Genomic DNA, 18779 nt, shown 5'->3' with positions numbered 1-18779 from the left:
GAGACGCCGATGAGCGAACGCTGCTGTCCGGCCCTGCTGATCGCCGCGCCGGCCTCCGGCCAGGGCAAGACCACGGTCACCGCCGCCCTGGCCCGTCAGCATGTCCGCCGGGGAAGGCGCGTGCGGGTGTTCAAGTGCGGCCCGGATTTTCTCGATCCGATGATTCTCGCCCGCGCCTGCGGCGCGCCGGTCCATCAGCTCGACCTGTGGATGGTCGGCGAGGTCGAGGCGCGGCGCCTGCTGTGGGAGGCGGCGGGGCAGGCCGAACTGATCCTGATCGAAGGGGTGATGGGTCTGTTCGACGGTGTGCCGTCCGCCGCCGACCTGGCGCGGCGCTTCGGCGTGCCGGTGCTGGCGGTGATCGACGCCGCGGCCATGGCCCGGACCTTCGCCGCCGTCGCCCATGGCCTCGCCAGTTTCCAGCCCGACTTGCCGTTCGCCGGGGTGCTGGCCAACCGGGTCGGCAGCGCCCGCCACGCCGAAATCCTGCGCGACAGCCTGCCGGCGCACCTGCCCTGGTACGGCGCGCTGCCGCGCGGCGCCGACATCGAGCTGCCGAGCCGCCACCTGGGACTGGTCCAGGCCGGCGAGCTGGCCGATCTCGACGCCCGCCTGGACGCCGCCGCCGAAGCCCTGGCCGCCAGCGCCGGCGGCGACTTGCCGGCGCCGCTGGCCTTCGCCGCGCCCGCACCGGCGGAGCCGGAGCCGCTGCTCGCCGGGGTACGCATCGGCGTGGCGCGGGACGCCGCCTTCGCCTTCCTCTACCAGGCCAACCTGGATCTGCTCGAACGATTCGGCGCCGAGCTGGCGTTCTTCTCGCCCCTGGCCGACAGCGTGCTGCCGGTGGTCGACAGCCTCTACCTGCCGGGCGGCTATCCCGAACTGCATCTGCAGCGGCTGTCCGGCAACGCGCCGCTGCGCGAGGCGATCCGCGCCCATCATGAGGCCGGCAAGCCGATCCTCGCCGAATGCGGCGGCATGCTCTACCTGCTCGACGCCCTGACCGATCTGGACGGCCGGCGCGCGGCCATGCTCGGCCTGCTGCCCGGCGAGGCCTGGATGCAGCCGAAACTGGCCGCCCTGGCACTGCAGGAAGTCGAGCTGGATGGCGAACGCCTGCGCGGGCACAGCTATCACCATTCCACGCTGGCCTGCGCGCTGACGCCCATCGCCCACGGCGAATGCCCCAACTACCGGCGCACCGCCGAGGCGGTCTACCGTCGCGGCCGGCTGACCGCCAGCTACATCCATTTCTACCTGCCTTCGGCGCCGCGAGCGGCCGCCGCGCTGCTGCGCCCCTGAGGCGGGCGAACCCATGGGAATCGCGATGAATCCACACGCCTTCAGCGACGCCGAGCGCGCCGCGGTCTACCGCGCCATCGCCGAACGCCGCGATATGCGCCACTTCAACGGCGGCAGCGTGGCGCCGGAGCTTCTGGCGCGCCTGCTGGGCGCCGCACACCGGGCACCCAGCGTCGGCCTGATGCAGCCCTGGCGCTTCATCCGCATCGCCGATCCGCAACTGCGCCGGCAGATCCAGGCGCTGGTGGAGGCCGAGCGGGTGCGTACCGCCGAGGCCCTCGGCGAGCGTTCCGACGAGTTCATGCGCCTGAAGGTCGAGGGCATCGGCGACTGTGCCGAGCTTTTGGTCGCCGCGCTGGCGGATGGTCGCGAAGCGCACGTCTTCGGCCGCCGCACCCTGCCGCAGATGGACCTGGCCTCGCTGTCCTGCGCCATCCAGAACCTCTGGCTGGCCGCCCGCGCCGAGGGCCTGGGCATGGGCTGGGTGTCGCTGTTCGAGCCGCGGGCGCTCGGCGAACTGCTCGGCCTGCCGGAAGGCGCCGAGCCGGTGGCGCTGCTCTGCCTCGGTCCGGTGGAGGGCTTCTACCCGCGGCCGATGCTGGTGGAGCAGGGCTGGGCCGAGGAGAGGCCGCTGGCCGAGATGCTCTTCGAGAACCGCTGGGGCGTGCGTCCGTGAGTCCGGGACTGAGCCTGCTCGCCGGCGTGGCGCTGGATGCGGCCCTCGGCGAGTCGAAACGTTTCCATCCGCTGGTCGGCTTCGGCCGGCTGGCCGACTGGCTGGAGAGCCGCTTCAACGCGGCGGGACGCGGCCGCCGCCTCGACGGCCTGCTCGCCTGGAGCCTGGCGGTGCTGCCGCCGACCCTGCTCGCCGGCCTGCTGGCGCGCTTGCCGCTGCTCGGCGAACTGCTGGCGATCCTCGTCCTCTATGCCGCGCTCGGCCTGCGCAGCCTGGGCGAACACGCCCGGCCGGTGCTGGAGGCGCTGCAGCGCGGCGATCTGCAGGCGGCGCGCCGTGGCGTGGGTCGGCTGGTCAGTCGCGACACCTCGGCGCTGGACGCCGGCGGCGTGGCCCGCGCCACCAGCGAGTCGCTGCTGGAGAACGGCAGCGATGCGGTGTTCGCCTCGCTGTTCTGGTTCGTCGTGGCCGGCGCGCCGGGAGTGGTGCTGCACCGGCTGGCCAATACCCTGGATGCCATGTGGGGCTACCGCACGCCGCGCTTCGAGCGCTTCGGCTGGGCCGCGGCGCGGATCGACGACATCCTCAACTATGTCCCGGCGCGCCTCGCCGCGCTGACCTACGCGCTGCTCGGCAAGACCCGGCTCGCCCTGGCCTGCTGGCGCCGCCAGGCGCCGCTGTGGGACAGCCCCAACGCCGGTCCGGTGATGGCCGCCGGCGCCGGCGCCCTGGGCGTCGAGCTGGGCGGCGCGGCGGTCTACCACGGCGTGCGGCACGAGCGCCCGACCCTCGGCGCCGGCGGCCCGGCCGATGCCGGGACCATAGTCGCGGCCTGGAGCCTGCTGCAGCGCGGCGTGCTGCTCTGGCTGGCGCTGGTGCTGCTGGGGGACTGGCTGCATGCTTGAGCACGGCGGCCGTCTGCGCGTCGCGGCGCGGTATTACGGCATTCCCCAGGGCGACTGGCTCGACCTGTCCACCGGCATCGCCCCCGAGCCCTGGCCCGTGCCGTCCATGTCGTCCGATGCCTGGGCGCGCCTGCCGGAAGAGGACGACGGCCTGGCCGAGGCCGCCTGCGCCTGCTACGGCGCCGCCCAGGCCTTGCCGGTGGCTGGCAGCCAAGCGGCGATCCAGGCGCTGCCGGCGCTGTTCGCGGCGGGAAGGGTTGGCGTGCTGGCGCCGAGCTACGCCGAGCACGCCCAGGCCTGGCGACGCGCCGGTCACCGGCTGCTCCATCTGGCCGCCGGAGACATCGAGGCGCGCCTCGACGAGCTCGACATGCTGGTGCTGGCCAACCCCAACAACCCCACCGGCGAGCGCTTCGAGCCGTCCCGGCTGCTCGACTGGCAGGCGCGGCTGGCCCGGCACGGCGGCTGCCTGCTGGTCGACGAGGCGTTCATGGACTGCACGCCCGAATACAGCCTGGCGGCCCACAGCCAACGGCCGGGGCTGGTCGTGCTGCGCTCGTTCGGCAAGTTCTTCGGCCTGGCCGGCGTTCGCCTGGGCTTCGTGCTGGCCGAGACGGGACTGCTGGCGCGGCTGCACGAGCGCCTCGGTCCCTGGACGGTCAGCGGGCCGGCGCGGGCGCTCGGCCTGCAGGCGCTGGGGCCGGCCGGCGGCGCGGCGCGCGAACGACGCGCCGGGCAATTGCGGGCGGCGGGAAAGCGGCTGGCGGCCTTGCTGGACGCGCACGGGTTGGCGCCGGCCGGCAGCACCGCGCTGTTCCAGTGGGTGCGGATGCCCGATGCGGCGCGGTTGCACGACTTTCTCGCCCGCCAGGGCATTCTGGTGCGCCTGTTTGAGACGCCCGCCAGCCTGCGCTTCGGCCTGCCGGCGGACGAGCGCGGCTGGCAACGGCTGGCGCAGGCGCTGGCCGACCCGGCACGACCCCGTGGGCGCGGACTCGTTCGCGAGCGGGCGGGGACGATCGCCGACGAATCCGCAAGCAGGGAGTTTCCATGACCACTCTGATGGTGCAGGGCACCACCTCCGATGCCGGCAAGAGCACCCTGGTGACCGCGCTGTGCCGCTGGCTGGCGCGCCAGGGCGTGGCGGTGGCGCCGTTCAAGCCGCAGAACATGGCGCTGAACAGCGCGGTCACCGCCGACGGCGGCGAGATCGGCCGCGCCCAGGCGGTGCAGGCCCAGGCTTGCGGCCTCGCCCCGCACACCGACATGAACCCGGTGCTGCTCAAGCCCGACAGCGACACCGGCGCCCAGGTGATCGTCCACGGCCGCGCCGTCGCCTGCATGGACGCCGCCGCCTACCACGACTACAAGCGCGTGGCCCGCGAGGCGGTGCTCGCCTCGCACCGGCGCCTCGCCGAGCGTTACCGGGTGGTGATGGTCGAGGGCGCCGGTTCGCCGGCGGAGATCAACCTGCGCGCCAACGACATCGCCAACATGGGCTTCGCCGAGGCGGTCGACTGCCCGGTGATCCTCGTCGCCGACATCGACAAGGGCGGGGTGTTCGCCCATCTGGTCGGCACCCTGGCGCTGCTCTCGGCAAGCGAACAGGCGCGGGTCGAGGGGTTCGTGATCAACCGTTTTCGTGGCGATATCGCGTTGCTCGAGCCCGGCCTCGACTGGCTGGAGACGCATACCGGCAAACCGGTGCTGGGTGTATTGCCCTATCTGCACGATCTGCACCTGGAGGCCGAGGATGCCATCGACGATCGCCAGCCGGCCAAGACCGGCGAGCGCTTGAAGGTGGCGGTGGCGGTGCCGCCGCGGATCAGCAACCACACCGACTTCGACCCGCTGCGCCTGCACCCGCAGGTGGATCTGGTCTTCGTCGGCCCCGGCCAGCGCATTCCGCCGGCCGACCTGATCGTGCTGCCCGGCTCGAAGAGCGTGCGCAGCGACCTGGCCTTCCTGCGCGAGCAGGGCTGGGAAGCGGCGATCCGCCGCCACCTGCGCTACGGCGGCAAGCTGCTCGGCATCTGCGGCGGGCTGCAGATGCTGGGCGGGCGGATCGCCGATCCCCTCGGCTTGGAGGGTGCTCCCGGCGAGAGCCGGGGGCTCGGCCTGCTGGATATCGACACCGTGCTGGAAGCCGAGAAGCAACTGCGCAATGTGCGCGGACGGCTGGCGCTGGAGGGCGCGCCGGTCTCGGGCTACGAGATCCACGCCGGCGTCAGCCGCGGCGCCGGTCTCGATCGGCCGGCGCTCGGGCTCGACGACGGGCGCTGCGACGGCGCGTTGAGCGAGGACGGCCAGGTGCTCGGCACCTATCTGCACGGTTTGTTCGAGTCGCCCGCCGCCTGCGACGCGCTGCTGCGCTGGGCCGGCCTGCGCGAGGTGGCCAGTCCCGACTACCACGCCCTGCGCGAGCGCGACATCGAGCGCCTGGCCGATCTGGTCGAGGCGCACCTGGACGGGGCGCGGTTGCGCGCGCTGTGCGGGTTGTCCGGATGAACCCGGTGCTGCGTAGGGTGGAAAGCCGCGCCGCATTTTCCACCGCGTCGCGCCCAATGGTGGGAAATGCCTGCGGCAGTTTCCCACCCTACGGCCCTGTGCGGGCTGCCTCCGTAGGGTGGAAAACCCGCGAAGCGGTTTTCCGCCGCCGGCACCGGCTGCCATTCGATGGAAAAGACCTGCGGCCATTTTCCACCCTACGCAAGACTCATCGAATCGAGAGACATCACGATGCATGAACTCATCCTCGGCGGCGCCCGCTCCGGCAAGAGCCGCCTGGCCGAGCGCCTGGCCACGGAGTCCGGCCTGGCGGTGACCTATGTCGCCACCGCGCGGGCGCTGGACGGCGAGATGGCCGCGCGCATCGCCCATCACCGCCAGCGGCGTCCGGCCGGCTGGGCGCTGATCGAAGAGCCGCTGGCGCTGGCCCGGGTGCTGCGCGAGCAGGCCAGGCCAGATCGCTGCCTGCTGGTCGACTGCCTGACCCTGTGGCTGACCAACCTGCTGCTGGCCGACGATCCGGCGGTTCTGGCGCGCGAGCGCGACGCGCTGCTCGAGTGCCTGCCGCGACTGCCCGGACGGATCATTCTGGTCGGCAACGAAACCGGCCTCGGCGTGGTGCCGCTGGGCGAACTGAGCCGGCGCTACGTGGACGAGGCCGGCTGGCTGCACCAGGCCCTGGCCGAACGTTGCGATCGGGTGCTGTTCTGCGTCGCCGGCCTGCCCATGACCCTCAAGGGAGATCCCCCATGAAGCATGACTGGTGGCTGAGCGCCGCCCGCCCGCTGGACCAGACCGCCTGCGCCCTGGCCGCCGAGCGCCAGCGGCGATTGACCAAGCCGCGCGGCTCGCTGGGCCGCCTGGAACGGCTGGCGATCCACCTGGCCGCCCTGCAAGGCCGCGAGCGCCCGGTCGTCGAGCGCCCGTGGATCGCCATCTTCGCCGGCGACCACGGCGTGGCGGAGGAGGGCGTATCGCCCTATCCGCAGGCGGTGACCGGACAGATGCTGCGCAATTTCGCCACCGGCGGCGCGGCGATCAGCGTGCTGGCCCGCCAACTGGGCGCCGAGCTGGAACTGATCGACCTCGGCACCGCCGAGCCCCTGGAGCCGCCGCCGGCCGGCGTGCGCCGCCGGCACCTGGGACCCGGCACGGCGAATTTCCTGCGCGGGCCGGCGATGAGCGTCCGCCAGGGACTCGACGCCCTCGCCGCCGGGCGCGACAGCGTGCGGCGCGCGCAGGCGGCCGGCGCGCACTTGTACATCGGCGGCGAGATGGGCATCGCCAACACCAGTTCGGCCAGCGCCCTGGCCAGCGCCTTGCTGGAGCAGCCGGCGGCGGCGCTGGTCGGGCCGGGCACCGGGCTGGACGCCGCCGGGCTGGCGCGCAAGGTCGCGGTCGTCGAGCGTGCCCTGGCGCTGCACGGCGCGCATGCCGGCGAGCCGCTGGAGATACTCCGGCGCCTGGGCGGCTTCGAGATCGCCGCGCTGGCCGGCGCCTACCTGGCCTGCGCCCAGGAAGGGCTGCCGGCGCTGGTGGACGGCTTCATCTGCAGCGTGGCGGCGCTGCTCGCGGTGCGCCTGAATCCCGCCTGCCGCGACTGGCTGCTGTTCGCCCACCGCGGCGCCGAGCCGGGCCACCGGCGGGTGCTCGAAGCCCTGGCCGCCGAGCCGTTGCTGGATCTGGGCCTGCGCCTGGGCGAGGGCAGCGGCGCGGCGCTGGCGGTGCCCTTGTTGCAGTCGGCTTGCCGGCTGCACGGCGAGATGGCCACCTTCGCCGAGGCGGCCGTGGCGGATGCCGGCCGATGACGCTGCATCTCGATCTGCTGCGCCATGGCGAAACCGAATGCGGCGGCGGCTTCCGCGGCAGCCTGGACGACGCGCTGACCGCCTCCGGCTGGGCGCAGATGCGGGCGGCGACCGCCGAGGCCGGGCCCTGGGATCTGCTGGTCAGCTCGCCCTTGCGCCGCTGCGCCGACTTCGCCGCCGAACTGGCCGCTGCACAGGGCCTGCCGCTGTATCGCGAAGCGGACCTGCGCGAACTGCACTTCGGCGCCTGGGAGGGCCGCAACGCCAGCGAGCTGATGCGCAGCGACGCCGAGGGGTTGGGGCGTTTCTGGGACGATCCCTATGCCTTCACCCCGCCGGACGGCGAGCCGCTGGCGGACTTCGAGGCACGGGTGCTGCGCGCCGTCGAACGGCTGCGCCGCGACTGCGCCGGTCGCCGCCTGCTGCTGGTCACCCATGGCGGGGTGATGCGCCTGCTGCTGGCCCGCGCCCGAGGTCTGCCGCGCCGTGCGCTGCCGCAGGTGACGGTGGCCCACGGCGCGCTGCATCGCCTGCGCCTGGACGGGCCGGACTGGCGGGAGCTGTGAAGATGCCGCTGCCACTGCCACTGCCACTGCCACTGCCACTGCCGCTGCTGATTGCCCTGCAGTTCCTCAGCCGCCTGCCGGTCCGTCTGCCCGGCATGCCGACGCCGCAGCAAGTGGGACGTTCGCTGCTCTGGTATCCGCCGGTCGGATTGTTGTTCGGCGCGTTGCTGCTGATCCTCTCCGCGCTGCTCGGCGATGCGCCGGGAGCGCTGCGCGCGGCACTGCTGCTGGCCGTCTGGGTCGGCCTGAGCGGAGCGCTGCACCTGGATGGCCTGGCCGACAGCGCCGACGCCTGGGTCGGCGGCCTGGGCGATCGCGAACGCAGTCTGGCGATCATGAAGGACCCGCGCAGCGGCCCGATCGCCGTGGTGGTGCTGGTCCTCGTGCTGCTGCTGAAGTTCGCCGCGCTGCTGGCGCTGCCGGACTCGGCGGCGGCGCTGCTGCTGGCGCCGCTGCTCGGGCGCGGCGCGCTGCTGGCGCTGTTTCTCTCCACCCCCTACGTGCGTCCCGGCGGTCTGGGCCAGGCGCTGGCCGAGCACCTGCCGCGGCACGCGGCCCGATGGGTGTTGCTGGGCACGATGGCTGCCTGCCCGCTGCTGTTCGGCGGGGTCGGGCTGCTCGCGCTGCTGCTGGCGGCAGCGCTGTTCCTCTACCTGCGCCGATGCCTGCTGGCGCGTCTCGGCGGCACCACCGGCGACACCGCCGGGGCGCTGCTCGAACTGGTGGAGTGCGCGGTGCTGGTCGGCTTGGCGCTATAGGCCGGCCGCATGCTCTACGCCGCCTCGCACGCGTCGGCGCAGTGCTGGCAAGTCTGGGCGCATTCCTGGCACTGGGGCAGGCGGTGGATCGCGCATTCCTCGGCGCAGTCGCTGCAGAGGCGGGCGCACAGATGGCACAGGATTGCCGCCCATTCGCTCTCCCGCGCCAGCAGCAGGGCGGTCAGGCGGCAGAGGTCGGCGCAGTCGCGGTTGAGTTCGATGCAGCGGCGCAGGGCCTGCGGGTCGCTGGCCCGCCGGCAGGCTTCGGCGCAGCTGTCGCAGGCCACCGCACAGGCGTTGCAGGCCTGGATGGCGGTCACCTGATCGACGATGGTCATGATGTTCCTCCTGGCGCACGCGAACGCCATGGCCTCCTCAGGCCGCCTGGCTGAAGTCGTCGATGCAGCAATGCCAGGCGTTGACGAACTCCTGCGGCTTGCCTTCCGGCCGGAACACGCGGCACCAGATCCGCGCCAGGCCCGGCAGGTCGTCGGCACCGGGCAGCGGCAGGGGCTGCGACTCCACCAGCAGCCAGGCGATGGCGGTGGCGTAGCGCAGGTTGACGGTCAGTTCCAGGTGCGGCGCGATCAGGAAGGCCTGCTGGCTGGCCAGGCCGCGGACATGGCTGGCCAGGTCGGGGTTGCGGGCCAGGTAGCGGTCCCAGAGCTGCAGGTGGCTGGCGGCGCCGATGCCGTAGAGGCCGTATCCCTGTCGCTGGTGCAGGGCCTCGCCCAGGGCCGACTGGGTTGCCGCCGTGCCCAGCAGCAGGGCTTCGGCCGCCGCGGAGGGACGGCCGAGATAGAGCAGGGTCGGGCGGATCACGTATTTGCTCAGTTCGCTGGCTGCAATGCCCATGGTGGACCTCGCACGAAAAGAGGCGAACGGCGAGCCTTCACTGGCCTGCTGGATCGAGGTGGTCGGCCGCTTTCGCTCGATGCTGCGTTGTCGCTCCGTTCCGCGGGTTGTCCCACCGCGCCGCAGCGACATCGAGCGCGTATCGACCATTCAGGACGCCGGACTCGGCTGCCCGGGCGAACCGGCCTTGAGGGGGCATCGCGGCCTTTCGCCACGCGCGCGACAAGGTATGTTCGTCGAAAGCGCCAGCCCGGGCGCGACGGCCCGAATACCGGTCGCACAAGCCATGACGCTCATGGCCTTATTGTTGGATTCATCGACTACCTCATGATCGACCCGGAGCGGGACACGAGGTTCACCGACGGCTGACGGATGGGTGGGCGTTTCTGCTCGGGACTGCTGCCCTGGCCCGCTCCAGCCGGCCCGGATCGCGCTGCGACGCAGCGCCGCCAGGCGTCCAGGAATTCCTCCGGCCGCCCTTCGGGATGGAACACGCGGCACCAGATCCGCGCCAGGCCCGGCAGGTCGTCGGCAGCGGGCAGCGGCAGGGGCTGCGACTCCACCAGCAGCCAGGCGATGGCGGTGGCGTAGCGCAGGTTGACGGTCAGTTCCAGGTGCGGCGCGATCAGGAAGGCGTGCTGGCTGGCCAGGCCGCGGACATGGCTGGCGAGGTCGGGGTTGCGGGCCAGGTAACGGTCCCAGAGCTGCAGGTGGCTGGCCTCGCGGATGCCGTAGAGGCCGTGCCCCTGGCGCTGGTGCAGGGCCTCGCCCAGGGCCGACTGGGCCGCCGCGATGCCCAGCAGCAGGGCTTCGGCGACGGAGGAGGAGCGACCCAGGTAGAGCAGGGTCGGGCGGATCACATGCTTGCTCAGTTCGCTGGCTGCAATGCCCATGGTGCGCCTCGCAAGGATAAGGTGTCCGGCGGGATGTTCGGCCCGGGTGTGCGCCTCGCCGGGAGCGGGGGACGGAGTCTGTGGCGCTCCGCTGTCCGCTCGAGTTGAAGTGTAGTGCGATCTTTGGCTTGTAAACCCCTGTTTTGAAATTATTTTCGTTTGGTCGCTCGCAGCCATATAGCGGCCGATGCTTAGGCCGGCCGCCGACAGGCCCCGCGGGGTGGCTTCAATCCCCCGTGGCGACCGGTCTGGAGCGGTCGGTCAGCCACTCGCTCCAGGAACCGGCATAGAGCGGCGCCAGCGGGTAGCCGGCGAGGCTCAGGGCGAACAGGTTGTGGCAGGCGGTGACGCCCGAGCCGCAATAGGCCACCAGTCGCTCGACCGGGCGCTCGCCGAGCAGGCCGGCGAAACGCGCGCGCAACTCGTCGGCCGGCAGGAAGCGGCCATCGGCACCGAGGTTGTCGGTGAAGGGCGCGCAGCGGGCGCCGGGGATGTGCCCGGCGACCGGGTCGAGGGGCTCCACCTCGCCGCGGAAGCGGGGCAGGGCGCGGGCATCGAGCAGGGTCAGGCGCGCATCGCCGAGACGCGCCAGCAGGTCCTGCGCATCCACCAGCAGGCTGGCATCGGGCTGGCCCCGGAAGGTGCCGGCCGCCGGCGCGGGCGGTTCGCCGCTCAACGGCAGGCCGGCGGCGCGCCAGGCGTTCAGGCCGCCGTCGAGGAGGAACACGCCGTCGCGCTTGCCGAGCCAGGCGAGCAGCCACCAGGCGCGGGCGGCGAAGGCGCCGGGGCCGTCGTCGTAGAGCACCACCTGGCTGTCGTTGTCGATGCCCCAGGCACGCAGGCGCTCGGTCAGCAGGACCGGATCGGGCAGCGGGTGGCGGCCGGTCACGCCCTTGTGCACCGGGCCGGAGAGATCGCGCTCGAGGTCGGCGAAACGGGCGCCGGGGATGTGCGCTTCGGCGTAGCTGCGCGCGCCGTAGGCCGGGTCTTCGAGGGCGAAGCGGCAGTCGAGGATGCGCAGGTCCGGCTGGTCGAGGCGCTCCGCCAGTCGGGCGGGGTCGAGCAATTGCGCGTGGGACATCGGGAACTCCTTGTCGTTCGGTGGGGACTGGCTGCGAGTCTGCGGTGCGCCGCGACAAACGCCAAGTCCGGTGCGCCATGCCGTTTGGCCGGGGGGCGGGGTGCTGGATATACTGCATGCCCTCCGGCGGCCCTGTGCCGCATTTCGCAGTACGGATGCTGCCGCGCCAGCGCCGCCCCGGCGCGACGCTACTGCCGCGGCCAGTCAACAAGGAGCCTTCGTGGCCATCGACATTCACTGGATCCGCGACGATGCCAGCCTCGCCAGCCATTGCGCGCGCTGGCGGCAGTTGCCTTTCGTCGCCCTCGATACCGAATTCGTGCGGGTCGACACCTTCTATCCGCAGACCGGCCTGGTGCAGGTCGGCGACGGCCGCAGCGCCTATCTGATCGATCCGCTGGACATCGGCGACTGGCGGCCGCTGGCCGCTTTGCTGGAAGACCCGGCGGTGGTCAAGGTGCTGCACGCCTGCAGCGAGGACCTGGAGGTGCTGCTGCGCCTGACCGGCAGCCTGCCGTTGCCGCTGTTCGATACCCAGTTGGCCGCCGCCTACCTGAACCTCGGCTTTTCCATGGGCTATTCCCGGTTGGTGCAGGCGGTGCTGGGCATCGAGCTGCCCAAGGGCGAGACCCGCTCCGACTGGCTGCAGCGTCCGCTGAGCGAGCTGCAGATACGCTATGCCGCCGAGGATGCCGTGCACCTGGCGGAACTCTACGTCGCGCTCGGCGCGCGACTGGCGGAGGACAAGCGCGCCTGGACCCTGGAGGACGGCGCCGAACTGGTCGCCAACCTGCGCCGCGAGGTGCTGCCTGAGGAGCTCTACCGCGAGGGCCGCCTGGCCTGGAAGCTGAGCCGCCAGCAACTGGCCGTACTGCGCGAGCTGTACGCCTGGCGCGAGCGCGAGGCGCGCCGGCGCGACCAGCCGCGCAACCGCATCCTGCGCGAGAACAGCCTGTGGCCGCTGGCGCGCTACCAGCCGACCGACCTGGTCGGCCTCGGCCGCATCGAAGACATGCACCCGCGCACCGTGCGCCAGGACGGCGAGACCCTGCTCCGCTTGATCCGGGAAAGCGGTGCGACGCCGCCGGAGTGCTGGCCCGAGCCCTTGCCCGAGCCGCTGCCGATGGAGGCCTCGGGGCTGCTCAAGAGGCTGCGCGCGGTCGGCCAGGCCGAGGCCGCGCACCTGCAGATCGCCCCGGAACTGGCGCTGCGCAAGAAGACCCTCGAAGCCCTGCTGAAAAGCGGCTTTCCCAACGGCCCCTACCGGTTGCCCGACACGCTGCGCGGCTGGCGTCGCGAGCGGATGGGCCAGACCCTGCTCGATTGCCTCGGCGGAGAACGACCATGAAATGCATCTGTTCCATCTACAAGAGTCCGCGGCGCCGGGAGATGTATCTCTACGTGGCGAAGAAAGACGCCCTGTCGCGGGTGCCCGAGGGTCTGCTGGCGGCCTTCGGTACGCCGCAGCACGCCTTCGACCTGGTGCTCATGCCCGAGCGCAGGCTGGCCCGCGAGGATATCCACAAGGTGCTGGAGAACCTCGAGAAGCAGGGTTATCACCTGCAGATGCCGCCGCCGGAGGAGGAGTACGTCGAGCACCTGCCGGACGAACTGCTGCGGATGAACGACCCGGTCTGAGCCGGGCGGCCCTTCCAGGCGGCCGACCGCTTCCGACTTCTTCCTCTTCCGCGCCGGGCGGCCGTCGGCGCGGCATTCACTCGTCCGGCGCGAAGCGCTCGCGGCTGTTGCTCAGGTGGCTCCACATGGCGGCTCGCGCCGCGTCCGGGTCCTGGTGGCGGATGGCCTTCAGGATGGCCTCGTGCTCCAGGTTGGCCAGATAGCCGTGGCGGGCCAGTTCCTTGCCGTTCCGCTCGCCGGAGTCGATCCGGTTGCGGGGGATCGGGGCGTCGCCCGGATGGCGCATGATCTCGCCGAAATAGGGATTGCCGGTGGCTTCGGCGATCAGCAGGTGGAAGCGCCGGTCCGCCTCCACGCAGCTCCGTGCGCCGGCCAGCGCGTCCTGATAGTCGTCCAGCGCCTGGCGCATCGCCGCCAGTTGCTCTTCCGTGCGGCGCCGGGCGGCCAGGGCGACCGCCTGGCTCTCCAGGCCCAGGCGCAGCTCCAGGATTTCGCGCATGCTCGACATCGTTTCGAGGTTCGGGCGCAGGGACGCGAAGCCCTGTCTGGTGCGCTGATCGGCCGCTCCATCGCCATGGAGAAGGCTGCCACGGGCGCGGCGGCCTTCTCCGGATCACGACCGCCTGCCGCGCCGCTCTTGGCCGCAGATCCGGCACTGGCTAGACTTCCAGCCCTTTTTCGGCACAGGTGGCGGTGGTTCCCATGGCGGCGAAAGTCGAACCCTTCTGGAAGCGCAAGACCCTCGACCGGCTCGATGCCGAAGAGTGGGAGTCGCTGTGCGACGGCTGCGGCCTGTGCTGCCTGCAGAAGCTCGAGGACGAAGAGGACGGCAGCGTCTACTACACGCGCATCGCCTGTCGCCTGCTCGACCTGGAGACCTGCCGCTGCCGCGACTACGCCAACCGTCGCCGCTCGGTTCCGGACTGCATCCAGCTCACCCCGGCCCAGGCCGGCGAATTCCAGTGGCTGCCGCCGACCTGCGCCTACCGCCTGCTCGCCGAGGGCGAGGACCTGCCGCTCTGGCACCCGCTGGTCTGCGGCGATCCCCAGGCGGTACACCGCGAGCGGATCTCCCGGGCCGGACGCATGCTCAGCGAGAGCGCGGTGGCCGAGGACGACTGGGAAGAGCATCTGATCTTCCGCGCCGGCTGAGCCTCGTACGGGCGGGCACGCGGGTTTCGTTCGTATACTTCCCCTGGCGCCCGGCCAGCCGGCACACTTGCCCCGTCCGTCCCGCCGAGGAGTCTTGCCCATGTCCGCCTGTCCGCGTCTGCCGCTCTGCGCCGTCCTGCTGATCGCGTCCGTTCCGTCCTGGGCGGCGAACAAGGTCGATCTGGACTACCACGTGCGTTTCCTGCCGGAGCGCGACCAGGCCGAGGTGCGCCTGACCCTGGAGCAGGGCAGCGCGGTCCGCAGCCTGCGCTTCGATCTGGGCGACCAAGGCCGCTACAGCGATTTCCAGGCCGACGGGCAGTGGCAGCAGGAGGAGCCCGGCAGCGGCGTCTGGCGGCCGGCGGAGGGCAAGAGCAGCCTGAGCTACCGGGTACGGGTCAACCATGCGCGCGCCTCCTCCGGGCGTTTCGATGCGCGGATGACCGGGAACTGGGCGCTGCTGCGCGGCGACGATCTGGTGCCCAGCGCCCATCTGGACCAGCAGGACGGCGTGGAACTGGTGGCGCGCCTGGAGTTCGAGCTGCCCGAGGGCTGGACGGGCGTCGAGACCGGCTGGCCGCGCATCGGCAGGAACCGTTTCCGCATCGACAACCCGGCGCGCCGCTTCGACCGGCCGACCGGCTGGCTGCTCGCCGGCCAGCTCGGCACCCGGCGGGCGATCCTGGGCGGCAGCGAGGTCAGTGTGGCGGCGCCGCTCGGCGAGGGCGTGCGGCGGATGGACATCCTGACCCTGCTGACCTTCGTCTGGGACGAATACCGGACGGTGTTCCTGCGCGCGCCCGGCAAGCTGCTGGTGGTCGGCGCCGGCAACCCGATGTGGCGTGGCGGCCTGTCGGCCCCCAACTCCCTGTACCTGCACGCCGATCGTCCGCTGGTCAGCGAGAACGGTACCAGTCCCTTGCTGCACGAACTGGTGCACGTGTTCGCCCGGATTCGCGACACCGATGCGAGCGACTGGATCAGCGAGGGGCTGGCCGAGTACTACGCCATCGAACTGCTGCGCCGCGCCGGCGGTCTCGCCGAGGATCGCTACGAGCGGATCTATCGGCAACTGGAGCACTGGAGCCGCGAGGTCGGCAGCCTGCGCGGCGAACGGATCAGCGGTCCGGTCACCGCCCGCGCCGTGCTCCTGCTGCGGGCGCTCGACGCGGAGATCCGCGCGCGCAGTGAGAACCGCCATTCGCTGGACGATGTGGTGCACGGGCTGATTCGCATGGAGCGGGTCAATACCGACGACTTCGTCGCGCTCAGCGAGAACCTCATGGGCGGCGAGTCGCGGGTGCTGGATACGCCTCTGCTGGCGCCCGGGGCCGGGCGGTGAAGCGCGGGGCCATGCGTCTCCCGGCCCGCCGCCGGTCGGGCCGTGGGCACTGATGGGGGAGCGATTCGTCTATCTCCAGAGGGCTCGGCGGGAGGCGACGACATGCATCTGCTGGATTTGCGGGGTATGGGGCCGGTCGAGGTCCTCAAGTGCGCGGTGAAGGACTTCATGGATGACGAAATGCCGACCTATGCCTCGGCGCTGGCCTTCCAGATGCTCTTTTCCCTGTTTCCCTTCCTGCTGTTCCTGATCGCCCTGATCGGTTTTCTCGACCTGCAGAAGTTCTTCGACTGGCTGCAGCAGCAGGCGGCCCTGTTGCTGCCGGCGCAGGCGATGGATACGGTCAACTCGGTCATCGCCCAGTTCCAGCAGGAGCGCGCCGGGCTGTTCTCGCTGGGCATAGTGGCCGCCCTGTGGACCGCCTCGGCCGGCGTGCGCTCGACCATGCAGGCGATGAACAAGGCCTACGACGTCGCGGAGAGCCGTCCGGCCTGGAAGCGCATTCCCCTCTCGGTGCTCTATACCGTCGGCATCGCCCTGATGCTGCTGAGCGCCGCCGGCCTGATGCTCATCGGACCCGAGGTGATGACCTGGCTGGCCGGCTGGGTGGGGCTGGAGCAACTGATCGTCACCCTCTGGACCTGGCTGCGCTGGCCGGTGGCGATACTGCTGCTGATCCTGGTGGTGGCCGTGATCTACTACGTGGCGCCGGATGTGGAGCAGCGCTTCCGTTTCATCACCCCGGGCTCGGTGCTGGCGGTGCTGGTCTGGATCGCGACCTCGCTCGGCTTCGGTTTCTACGTGGGCAACTTCGGCAACTACGACGCCACCTACGGTAGCGTCGGCGCGATCATCGTCATGCTGCTGTATTTCTTCATCTCCGCGGCGGTACTGCTGTTCGGCGCGGAGCTGAACGCGGTGATCGAGCATCGCCACCCCGAGGGCAAGGACCCCGGAGAGAAGAAGCTCTGAACCTCGGCCTTTTCGGGGACAATCTTTCAAGGTCTTGCCCGGAGGAACGAGGCCGATGGCTCTGCGATGGGAGCGAATTCGTGCGGATGTTTTTGCCTGGCGCAACCCCAATCGCAGATGAGTCCGCTCCTCGCCGGCAAGCCGCCGGAGCCCTTGCCAAGGCTGGCTCCGGGTCTCAGACCCGGCCGAGCACCCTGAGCAGGAAGGCGTATTCCAGCGCCACGTCCCTGAGTGCCTGATAGCGTCCGCTCATGCCGCCGTGGCCGGCGCCGAACTCGGTCTTCAGCAGCAGCAGGTTGGCGTCGGTCTTGCTGGCGCGCAGCCTGGCCACCCACTTCGCCGCCTCCCAGTACTGCACCCGGCTGTCGTGGTAGCTGGCCACCGCGAGGATCGCCGGGTAGGCCTGGGCGCGCACGTTCTCGTAGGGGGCGTAGGCGGCGATCCGGGCATGGACCTCGGGATCGCGCGGATCGCCCCACTCGTCGTACTCGGTGACGGTCAGCGGCAGCTCGGGGTTGTGCATGGTGTTCAGCACGTCGACGAAGGGCACCTCGGCGATCGCCGCGGCGAACAGCTCCGGACGCCGGTTGAGCACGGCGCCGATCAGCAGGCCGCCGGCGCTGCCGCCGCTGATCGCCAGCCGGTCGGCGCAGGTGACGCCCTCGGCGATCAGGTGCTCGGCCACGGCGATGAAGTCGCCGAAGGTGTTTTCCTTGTGTTCCAGCTTGCCGGCGCGGTACCAGGCCTCGCCCAGTTCGCCGCCGCCGCGCACATGGGCGATGGCGAAGACGAAGCCGCGCTCCAGGAGGCTCAGCCGGGCGTGGGAGAACCAGGGGTCGAGGCTCTCGCCATAGGCGCCGTAGCCATAGAGATAGAGCGGAGCGGGGCGCTTTTGCCCCTCGCCTCGGAGGATGTCGCGGCGGGCGACCAGGCTGACCGGGATGCGCGCGCCGTCGGCCGCCTCGGCCCAGAGCCGCAGGCTGAGATAGTCGTCGGCGTCGAACGGTCCTTCCACCGGGGTTTCCTTGAGCACTCGCTGGGCGCCGCTGGCCAGGTCCAACTGGCGGATCTGCGCCGGGCGGTTGAGCGCCTCGTAGCGCAGGCGGATCACCGGGCTGTCGAATTCCAGGATGTCCTGCACGTCCAGGCTGTAGGCGGCGTCCGGCAGTTCAACGCGGTAGGGCGTGGCCTCGGCCGGGTGCACCTCGACGATCGGCAGACCCTTCTCGCGCAGGCTGAGGACGAAGCCCGCGGCGTTCAGGCTGAGGTCCTCGATCATCCGCGCCGCGTCGTGAGCGATCCGCGGCCGCCAGTGCTCGCGCCCCGGCGCACCCTCGGGGGCCTGGTAGACGGCGAATTCGATGCCGTCCTGGTTGCTGCGGATCAGCCAGCCCCAGTCGCCGTCGATGCGCCCGTGGTCGGGGTAGTACTCGTGGCCCTCCTGGCGCGGCGCCAGGCAGACGAAGGCTTCCTGCGGGCGTTCGGCATCCAGCGTCCAGGCCTCGCAGGTGGTCTTGCTGCTGCTCAGGAGGAGCAACTGGCGCTCGGAGCTGGCGCGGTAGCAATGAATGAAGAAGCGTCCGTCCGGCTCGTTGAACACCAGCTCGGTCTCGTCGTCGCCGAGCCGGTAGCGGTACAGCCTGTGCGGGCGCTGGGTGTCGTCCAGTTCGGCGAAGAACAGCGTCCGGCTGTCGTTGGCCCAGGTCATGTTGCCGTCGCAGTCCTCGAAGGGCAGTTCGTGCAGCACGCCGCTGTCCAGCTCCCTGACGAACAGCCGGTAGATCTCGTCGCCGCTGCTATCCAGGCTGTAGGCCAGGCAACGGTGGTCGGGGCTGATCTCGAAGGCGCCGAGCGACAGGTAGCCGCCGTCGGCCAGGGCATTTGGGTCGAGCAGCAGTTCCTCGCGGCTGGTGTCGGTCCGTAGCGAGCCGTCCGCCGGGCGCGGGCAGCGGTAGTGGCGCGGGTATTCGTCGCCGGCTGTGGTGCGCTGGTAGTAGAGCCAGGGTCCCCAGGGTACCGGCAGGGACAGGTCGGTTTCGCGGATGCGGCCCTTGACCTCCTGGAACAGGCTCTCGCGCAGCGCGCCGACATCCGCGAGCTCGGCCTCCAGGTAGGCGTTCTCCGCTTCCAGATAGGCGAGCACCTGTGGGTCGTCGCGCTGCTCCAGCCAGCGGTAGGGATCGGCACAATGGCTCTCGATTCGGGCGATGGGGGGTTGCGGCATGGCGGCTCCTGGCGGCTGGCAGCCGACGGCGCGAATTCCGGCAGTGGCGCCGCGGCGGGGAAATATCGTTATGATAAGCACCCTTCCGCCAGTCTCACA

At 71.2% G+C, this 18779-nt stretch carries 19 protein-coding genes and 2 pseudogenes; 15 read left to right on the top strand and 6 right to left on the bottom strand.

Features of this window, described 5'->3' with window-relative positions; genetic code table 11:
* Positions 1 to 9: 9 nt before the first annotated feature.
* From AVCA_RS15025 to AVCA_RS14985, 9 genes are all read left to right on the top strand, one after another.
* Positions 10 to 1302 carry a cobyrinate a,c-diamide synthase gene (locus AVCA_RS15025; RefSeq protein ID WP_012701851.1) on the top strand — a complete coding sequence of 431 codons (1293 nt, stop codon included), beginning with the start codon at positions 10 to 12 and terminating at the stop codon, positions 1300 to 1302.
* Positions 1303 to 1327: 25 nt separating this feature from the next.
* The gene (bluB, locus tag AVCA_RS15020) at positions 1328 to 1978 is read left to right on the top strand and encodes a 5,6-dimethylbenzimidazole synthase (RefSeq protein ID WP_012701850.1); all 651 of its coding nucleotides are present in this window, start codon (positions 1328 to 1330) and stop codon (positions 1976 to 1978) included.
* Positions 1975 to 2883 carry an adenosylcobinamide-phosphate synthase CbiB gene (gene cbiB, locus AVCA_RS15015; protein ID WP_012701849.1) on the top strand — a complete coding sequence of 303 codons (909 nt, stop codon included), beginning with the start codon at positions 1975 to 1977 and terminating at the stop codon, positions 2881 to 2883. Before bluB ends, cbiB begins: the two co-directional genes overlap by 4 nt.
* Positions 2876 to 3937: a threonine-phosphate decarboxylase CobD gene (cobD, locus tag AVCA_RS15010; protein WP_012701848.1), complete on the top strand. Its 1062-nt coding sequence runs from the start codon at positions 2876 to 2878 to the stop codon at positions 3935 to 3937. Before cbiB ends, cobD begins: the two co-directional genes overlap by 8 nt.
* Positions 3934 to 5391 carry a cobyric acid synthase gene (locus tag AVCA_RS15005; protein WP_012701847.1) on the top strand — a complete coding sequence of 486 codons (1458 nt, stop codon included), beginning with the start codon at positions 3934 to 3936 and terminating at the stop codon, positions 5389 to 5391. The genes cobD and AVCA_RS15005 overlap by 4 nt, the downstream gene beginning before the upstream one ends.
* A 231-nt stretch (positions 5392 to 5622) precedes the next feature.
* Positions 5623 to 6144, top strand: a complete 522-nt coding sequence (gene cobU / locus AVCA_RS15000; RefSeq protein ID WP_012701845.1) for a bifunctional adenosylcobinamide kinase/adenosylcobinamide-phosphate guanylyltransferase — start codon at positions 5623 to 5625, stop codon at positions 6142 to 6144.
* Positions 6141 to 7199 (top strand): nicotinate-nucleotide--dimethylbenzimidazole phosphoribosyltransferase, encoded by a 1059-nt coding sequence (gene cobT / locus AVCA_RS14995; protein ID WP_012701844.1) that lies wholly within the window; start codon positions 6141 to 6143, stop codon positions 7197 to 7199. Before cobU ends, cobT begins: the two co-directional genes overlap by 4 nt.
* Positions 7196 to 7765 carry an alpha-ribazole phosphatase family protein gene (gene cobC / locus AVCA_RS14990; RefSeq protein WP_012701843.1) on the top strand — a complete coding sequence of 190 codons (570 nt, stop codon included), beginning with the start codon at positions 7196 to 7198 and terminating at the stop codon, positions 7763 to 7765. The genes cobT and cobC overlap by 4 nt, the downstream gene beginning before the upstream one ends.
* Positions 7766 to 7767: 2 nt before the next feature.
* Positions 7768 to 8523 (top strand): adenosylcobinamide-GDP ribazoletransferase, encoded by a 756-nt coding sequence (locus AVCA_RS14985; protein WP_012701842.1) that lies wholly within the window; start codon positions 7768 to 7770, stop codon positions 8521 to 8523.
* Between the two features lie 14 nt (positions 8524 to 8537).
* Here AVCA_RS14985 and AVCA_RS14980 read toward each other — a convergent pair whose 3' ends face one another.
* Positions 8538 to 8861: a four-helix bundle copper-binding protein gene (locus AVCA_RS14980; RefSeq protein WP_012701841.1), complete on the bottom strand. Its 324-nt coding sequence runs from the start codon at positions 8859 to 8861 to the stop codon at positions 8538 to 8540.
* Positions 8862 to 8898: 37 nt separating this feature from the next.
* Complete coding sequence (locus tag AVCA_RS14975; protein ID WP_012701840.1) at positions 8899 to 9378, bottom strand: hypothetical protein; 480 nt, start codon at positions 9376 to 9378, stop codon at positions 8899 to 8901.
* On the opposite strand from AVCA_RS14975, the gene AVCA_RS26105 reads away from it, so the two are divergent.
* Positions 9377 to 9709, top strand: a complete 333-nt coding sequence (locus AVCA_RS26105; RefSeq protein ID WP_139239932.1) for a hypothetical protein — start codon at positions 9377 to 9379, stop codon at positions 9707 to 9709. The genes AVCA_RS14975 and AVCA_RS26105 overlap by 2 nt on opposite strands.
* A 103-nt stretch (positions 9710 to 9812) precedes the next feature.
* Here AVCA_RS26105 and AVCA_RS14970 read toward each other — a convergent pair.
* Together AVCA_RS14970 and AVCA_RS14965 are read right to left on the bottom strand one after the other, a co-directional pair.
* Positions 9813 to 10271 (bottom strand): annotated as a pseudogene (locus AVCA_RS14970) (hypothetical protein); the annotation flags it as partial.
* Between the two features lie 226 nt (positions 10272 to 10497).
* Positions 10498 to 11352, bottom strand: a complete 855-nt coding sequence (locus AVCA_RS14965; protein WP_012701838.1) for a sulfurtransferase — start codon at positions 11350 to 11352, stop codon at positions 10498 to 10500.
* A 220-nt stretch (positions 11353 to 11572) separates the two neighbouring features.
* Here AVCA_RS14965 and rnd point away from each other — a divergent pair, with 220 nt between their 5' ends.
* Positions 11573 to 12700: a ribonuclease D gene (gene rnd / locus AVCA_RS14960; protein ID WP_012701837.1), complete on the top strand. Its 1128-nt coding sequence runs from the start codon at positions 11573 to 11575 to the stop codon at positions 12698 to 12700.
* On the top strand, positions 12697 to 12990 hold the full coding sequence (locus AVCA_RS14955; protein ID WP_012701836.1) for a YcgL domain-containing protein: 294 nt from the start codon (positions 12697 to 12699) through the stop codon (positions 12988 to 12990). The genes rnd and AVCA_RS14955 overlap by 4 nt, the downstream gene beginning before the upstream one ends.
* Positions 12991 to 13066: 76 nt before the next feature.
* On the opposite strand, the pseudogene AVCA_RS14950 reads toward AVCA_RS14955, so the two are convergent.
* Positions 13067 to 13519 (bottom strand): annotated as a pseudogene (locus AVCA_RS14950) (FadR/GntR family transcriptional regulator); the annotation flags it as partial.
* A 173-nt stretch (positions 13520 to 13692) separates the two neighbouring features.
* Between AVCA_RS14950 and AVCA_RS14945 the strand changes: the two are divergent.
* The 3 genes from AVCA_RS14945 (at position 13693) to AVCA_RS14935 (ending at position 16456) form a co-directional block, all read left to right on the top strand.
* Positions 13693 to 14142, top strand: a complete 450-nt coding sequence (locus tag AVCA_RS14945; RefSeq protein ID WP_012701834.1) for a YcgN family cysteine cluster protein — start codon at positions 13693 to 13695, stop codon at positions 14140 to 14142.
* Positions 14143 to 14242: 100 nt separating this feature from the next.
* Entirely contained in the window at positions 14243 to 15484 is a 1242-nt protein-coding gene (locus AVCA_RS14940; protein WP_012701833.1) for a M61 metallopeptidase family protein, read from the top strand.
* 126 nt (positions 15485 to 15610) lie between these two features.
* Positions 15611 to 16456, top strand: coding sequence for a YihY/virulence factor BrkB family protein (locus AVCA_RS14935; protein ID WP_373860953.1), 846 nt, complete (start codon positions 15611 to 15613; stop codon positions 16454 to 16456).
* A 175-nt stretch (positions 16457 to 16631) separates the two neighbouring features.
* Here the strand turns inward: AVCA_RS14935 and AVCA_RS14930 are convergent, their stop codons facing one another.
* Positions 16632 to 18680: a S9 family peptidase gene (locus tag AVCA_RS14930; RefSeq protein WP_012701831.1), complete on the bottom strand. Its 2049-nt coding sequence runs from the start codon at positions 18678 to 18680 to the stop codon at positions 16632 to 16634.
* Positions 18681 to 18779: the final 99 nt, after the last annotated feature.

The sequence above is a fragment of the Azotobacter vinelandii CA genome, assembly GCF_000380335.1.
Lineage (GTDB): Bacteria > Pseudomonadota > Gammaproteobacteria > Pseudomonadales > Pseudomonadaceae > Azotobacter > Azotobacter vinelandii.
Note: the sequence above shows the minus strand (reverse complement) of the source record. Positions and strands in the feature narration are given on the sequence as shown.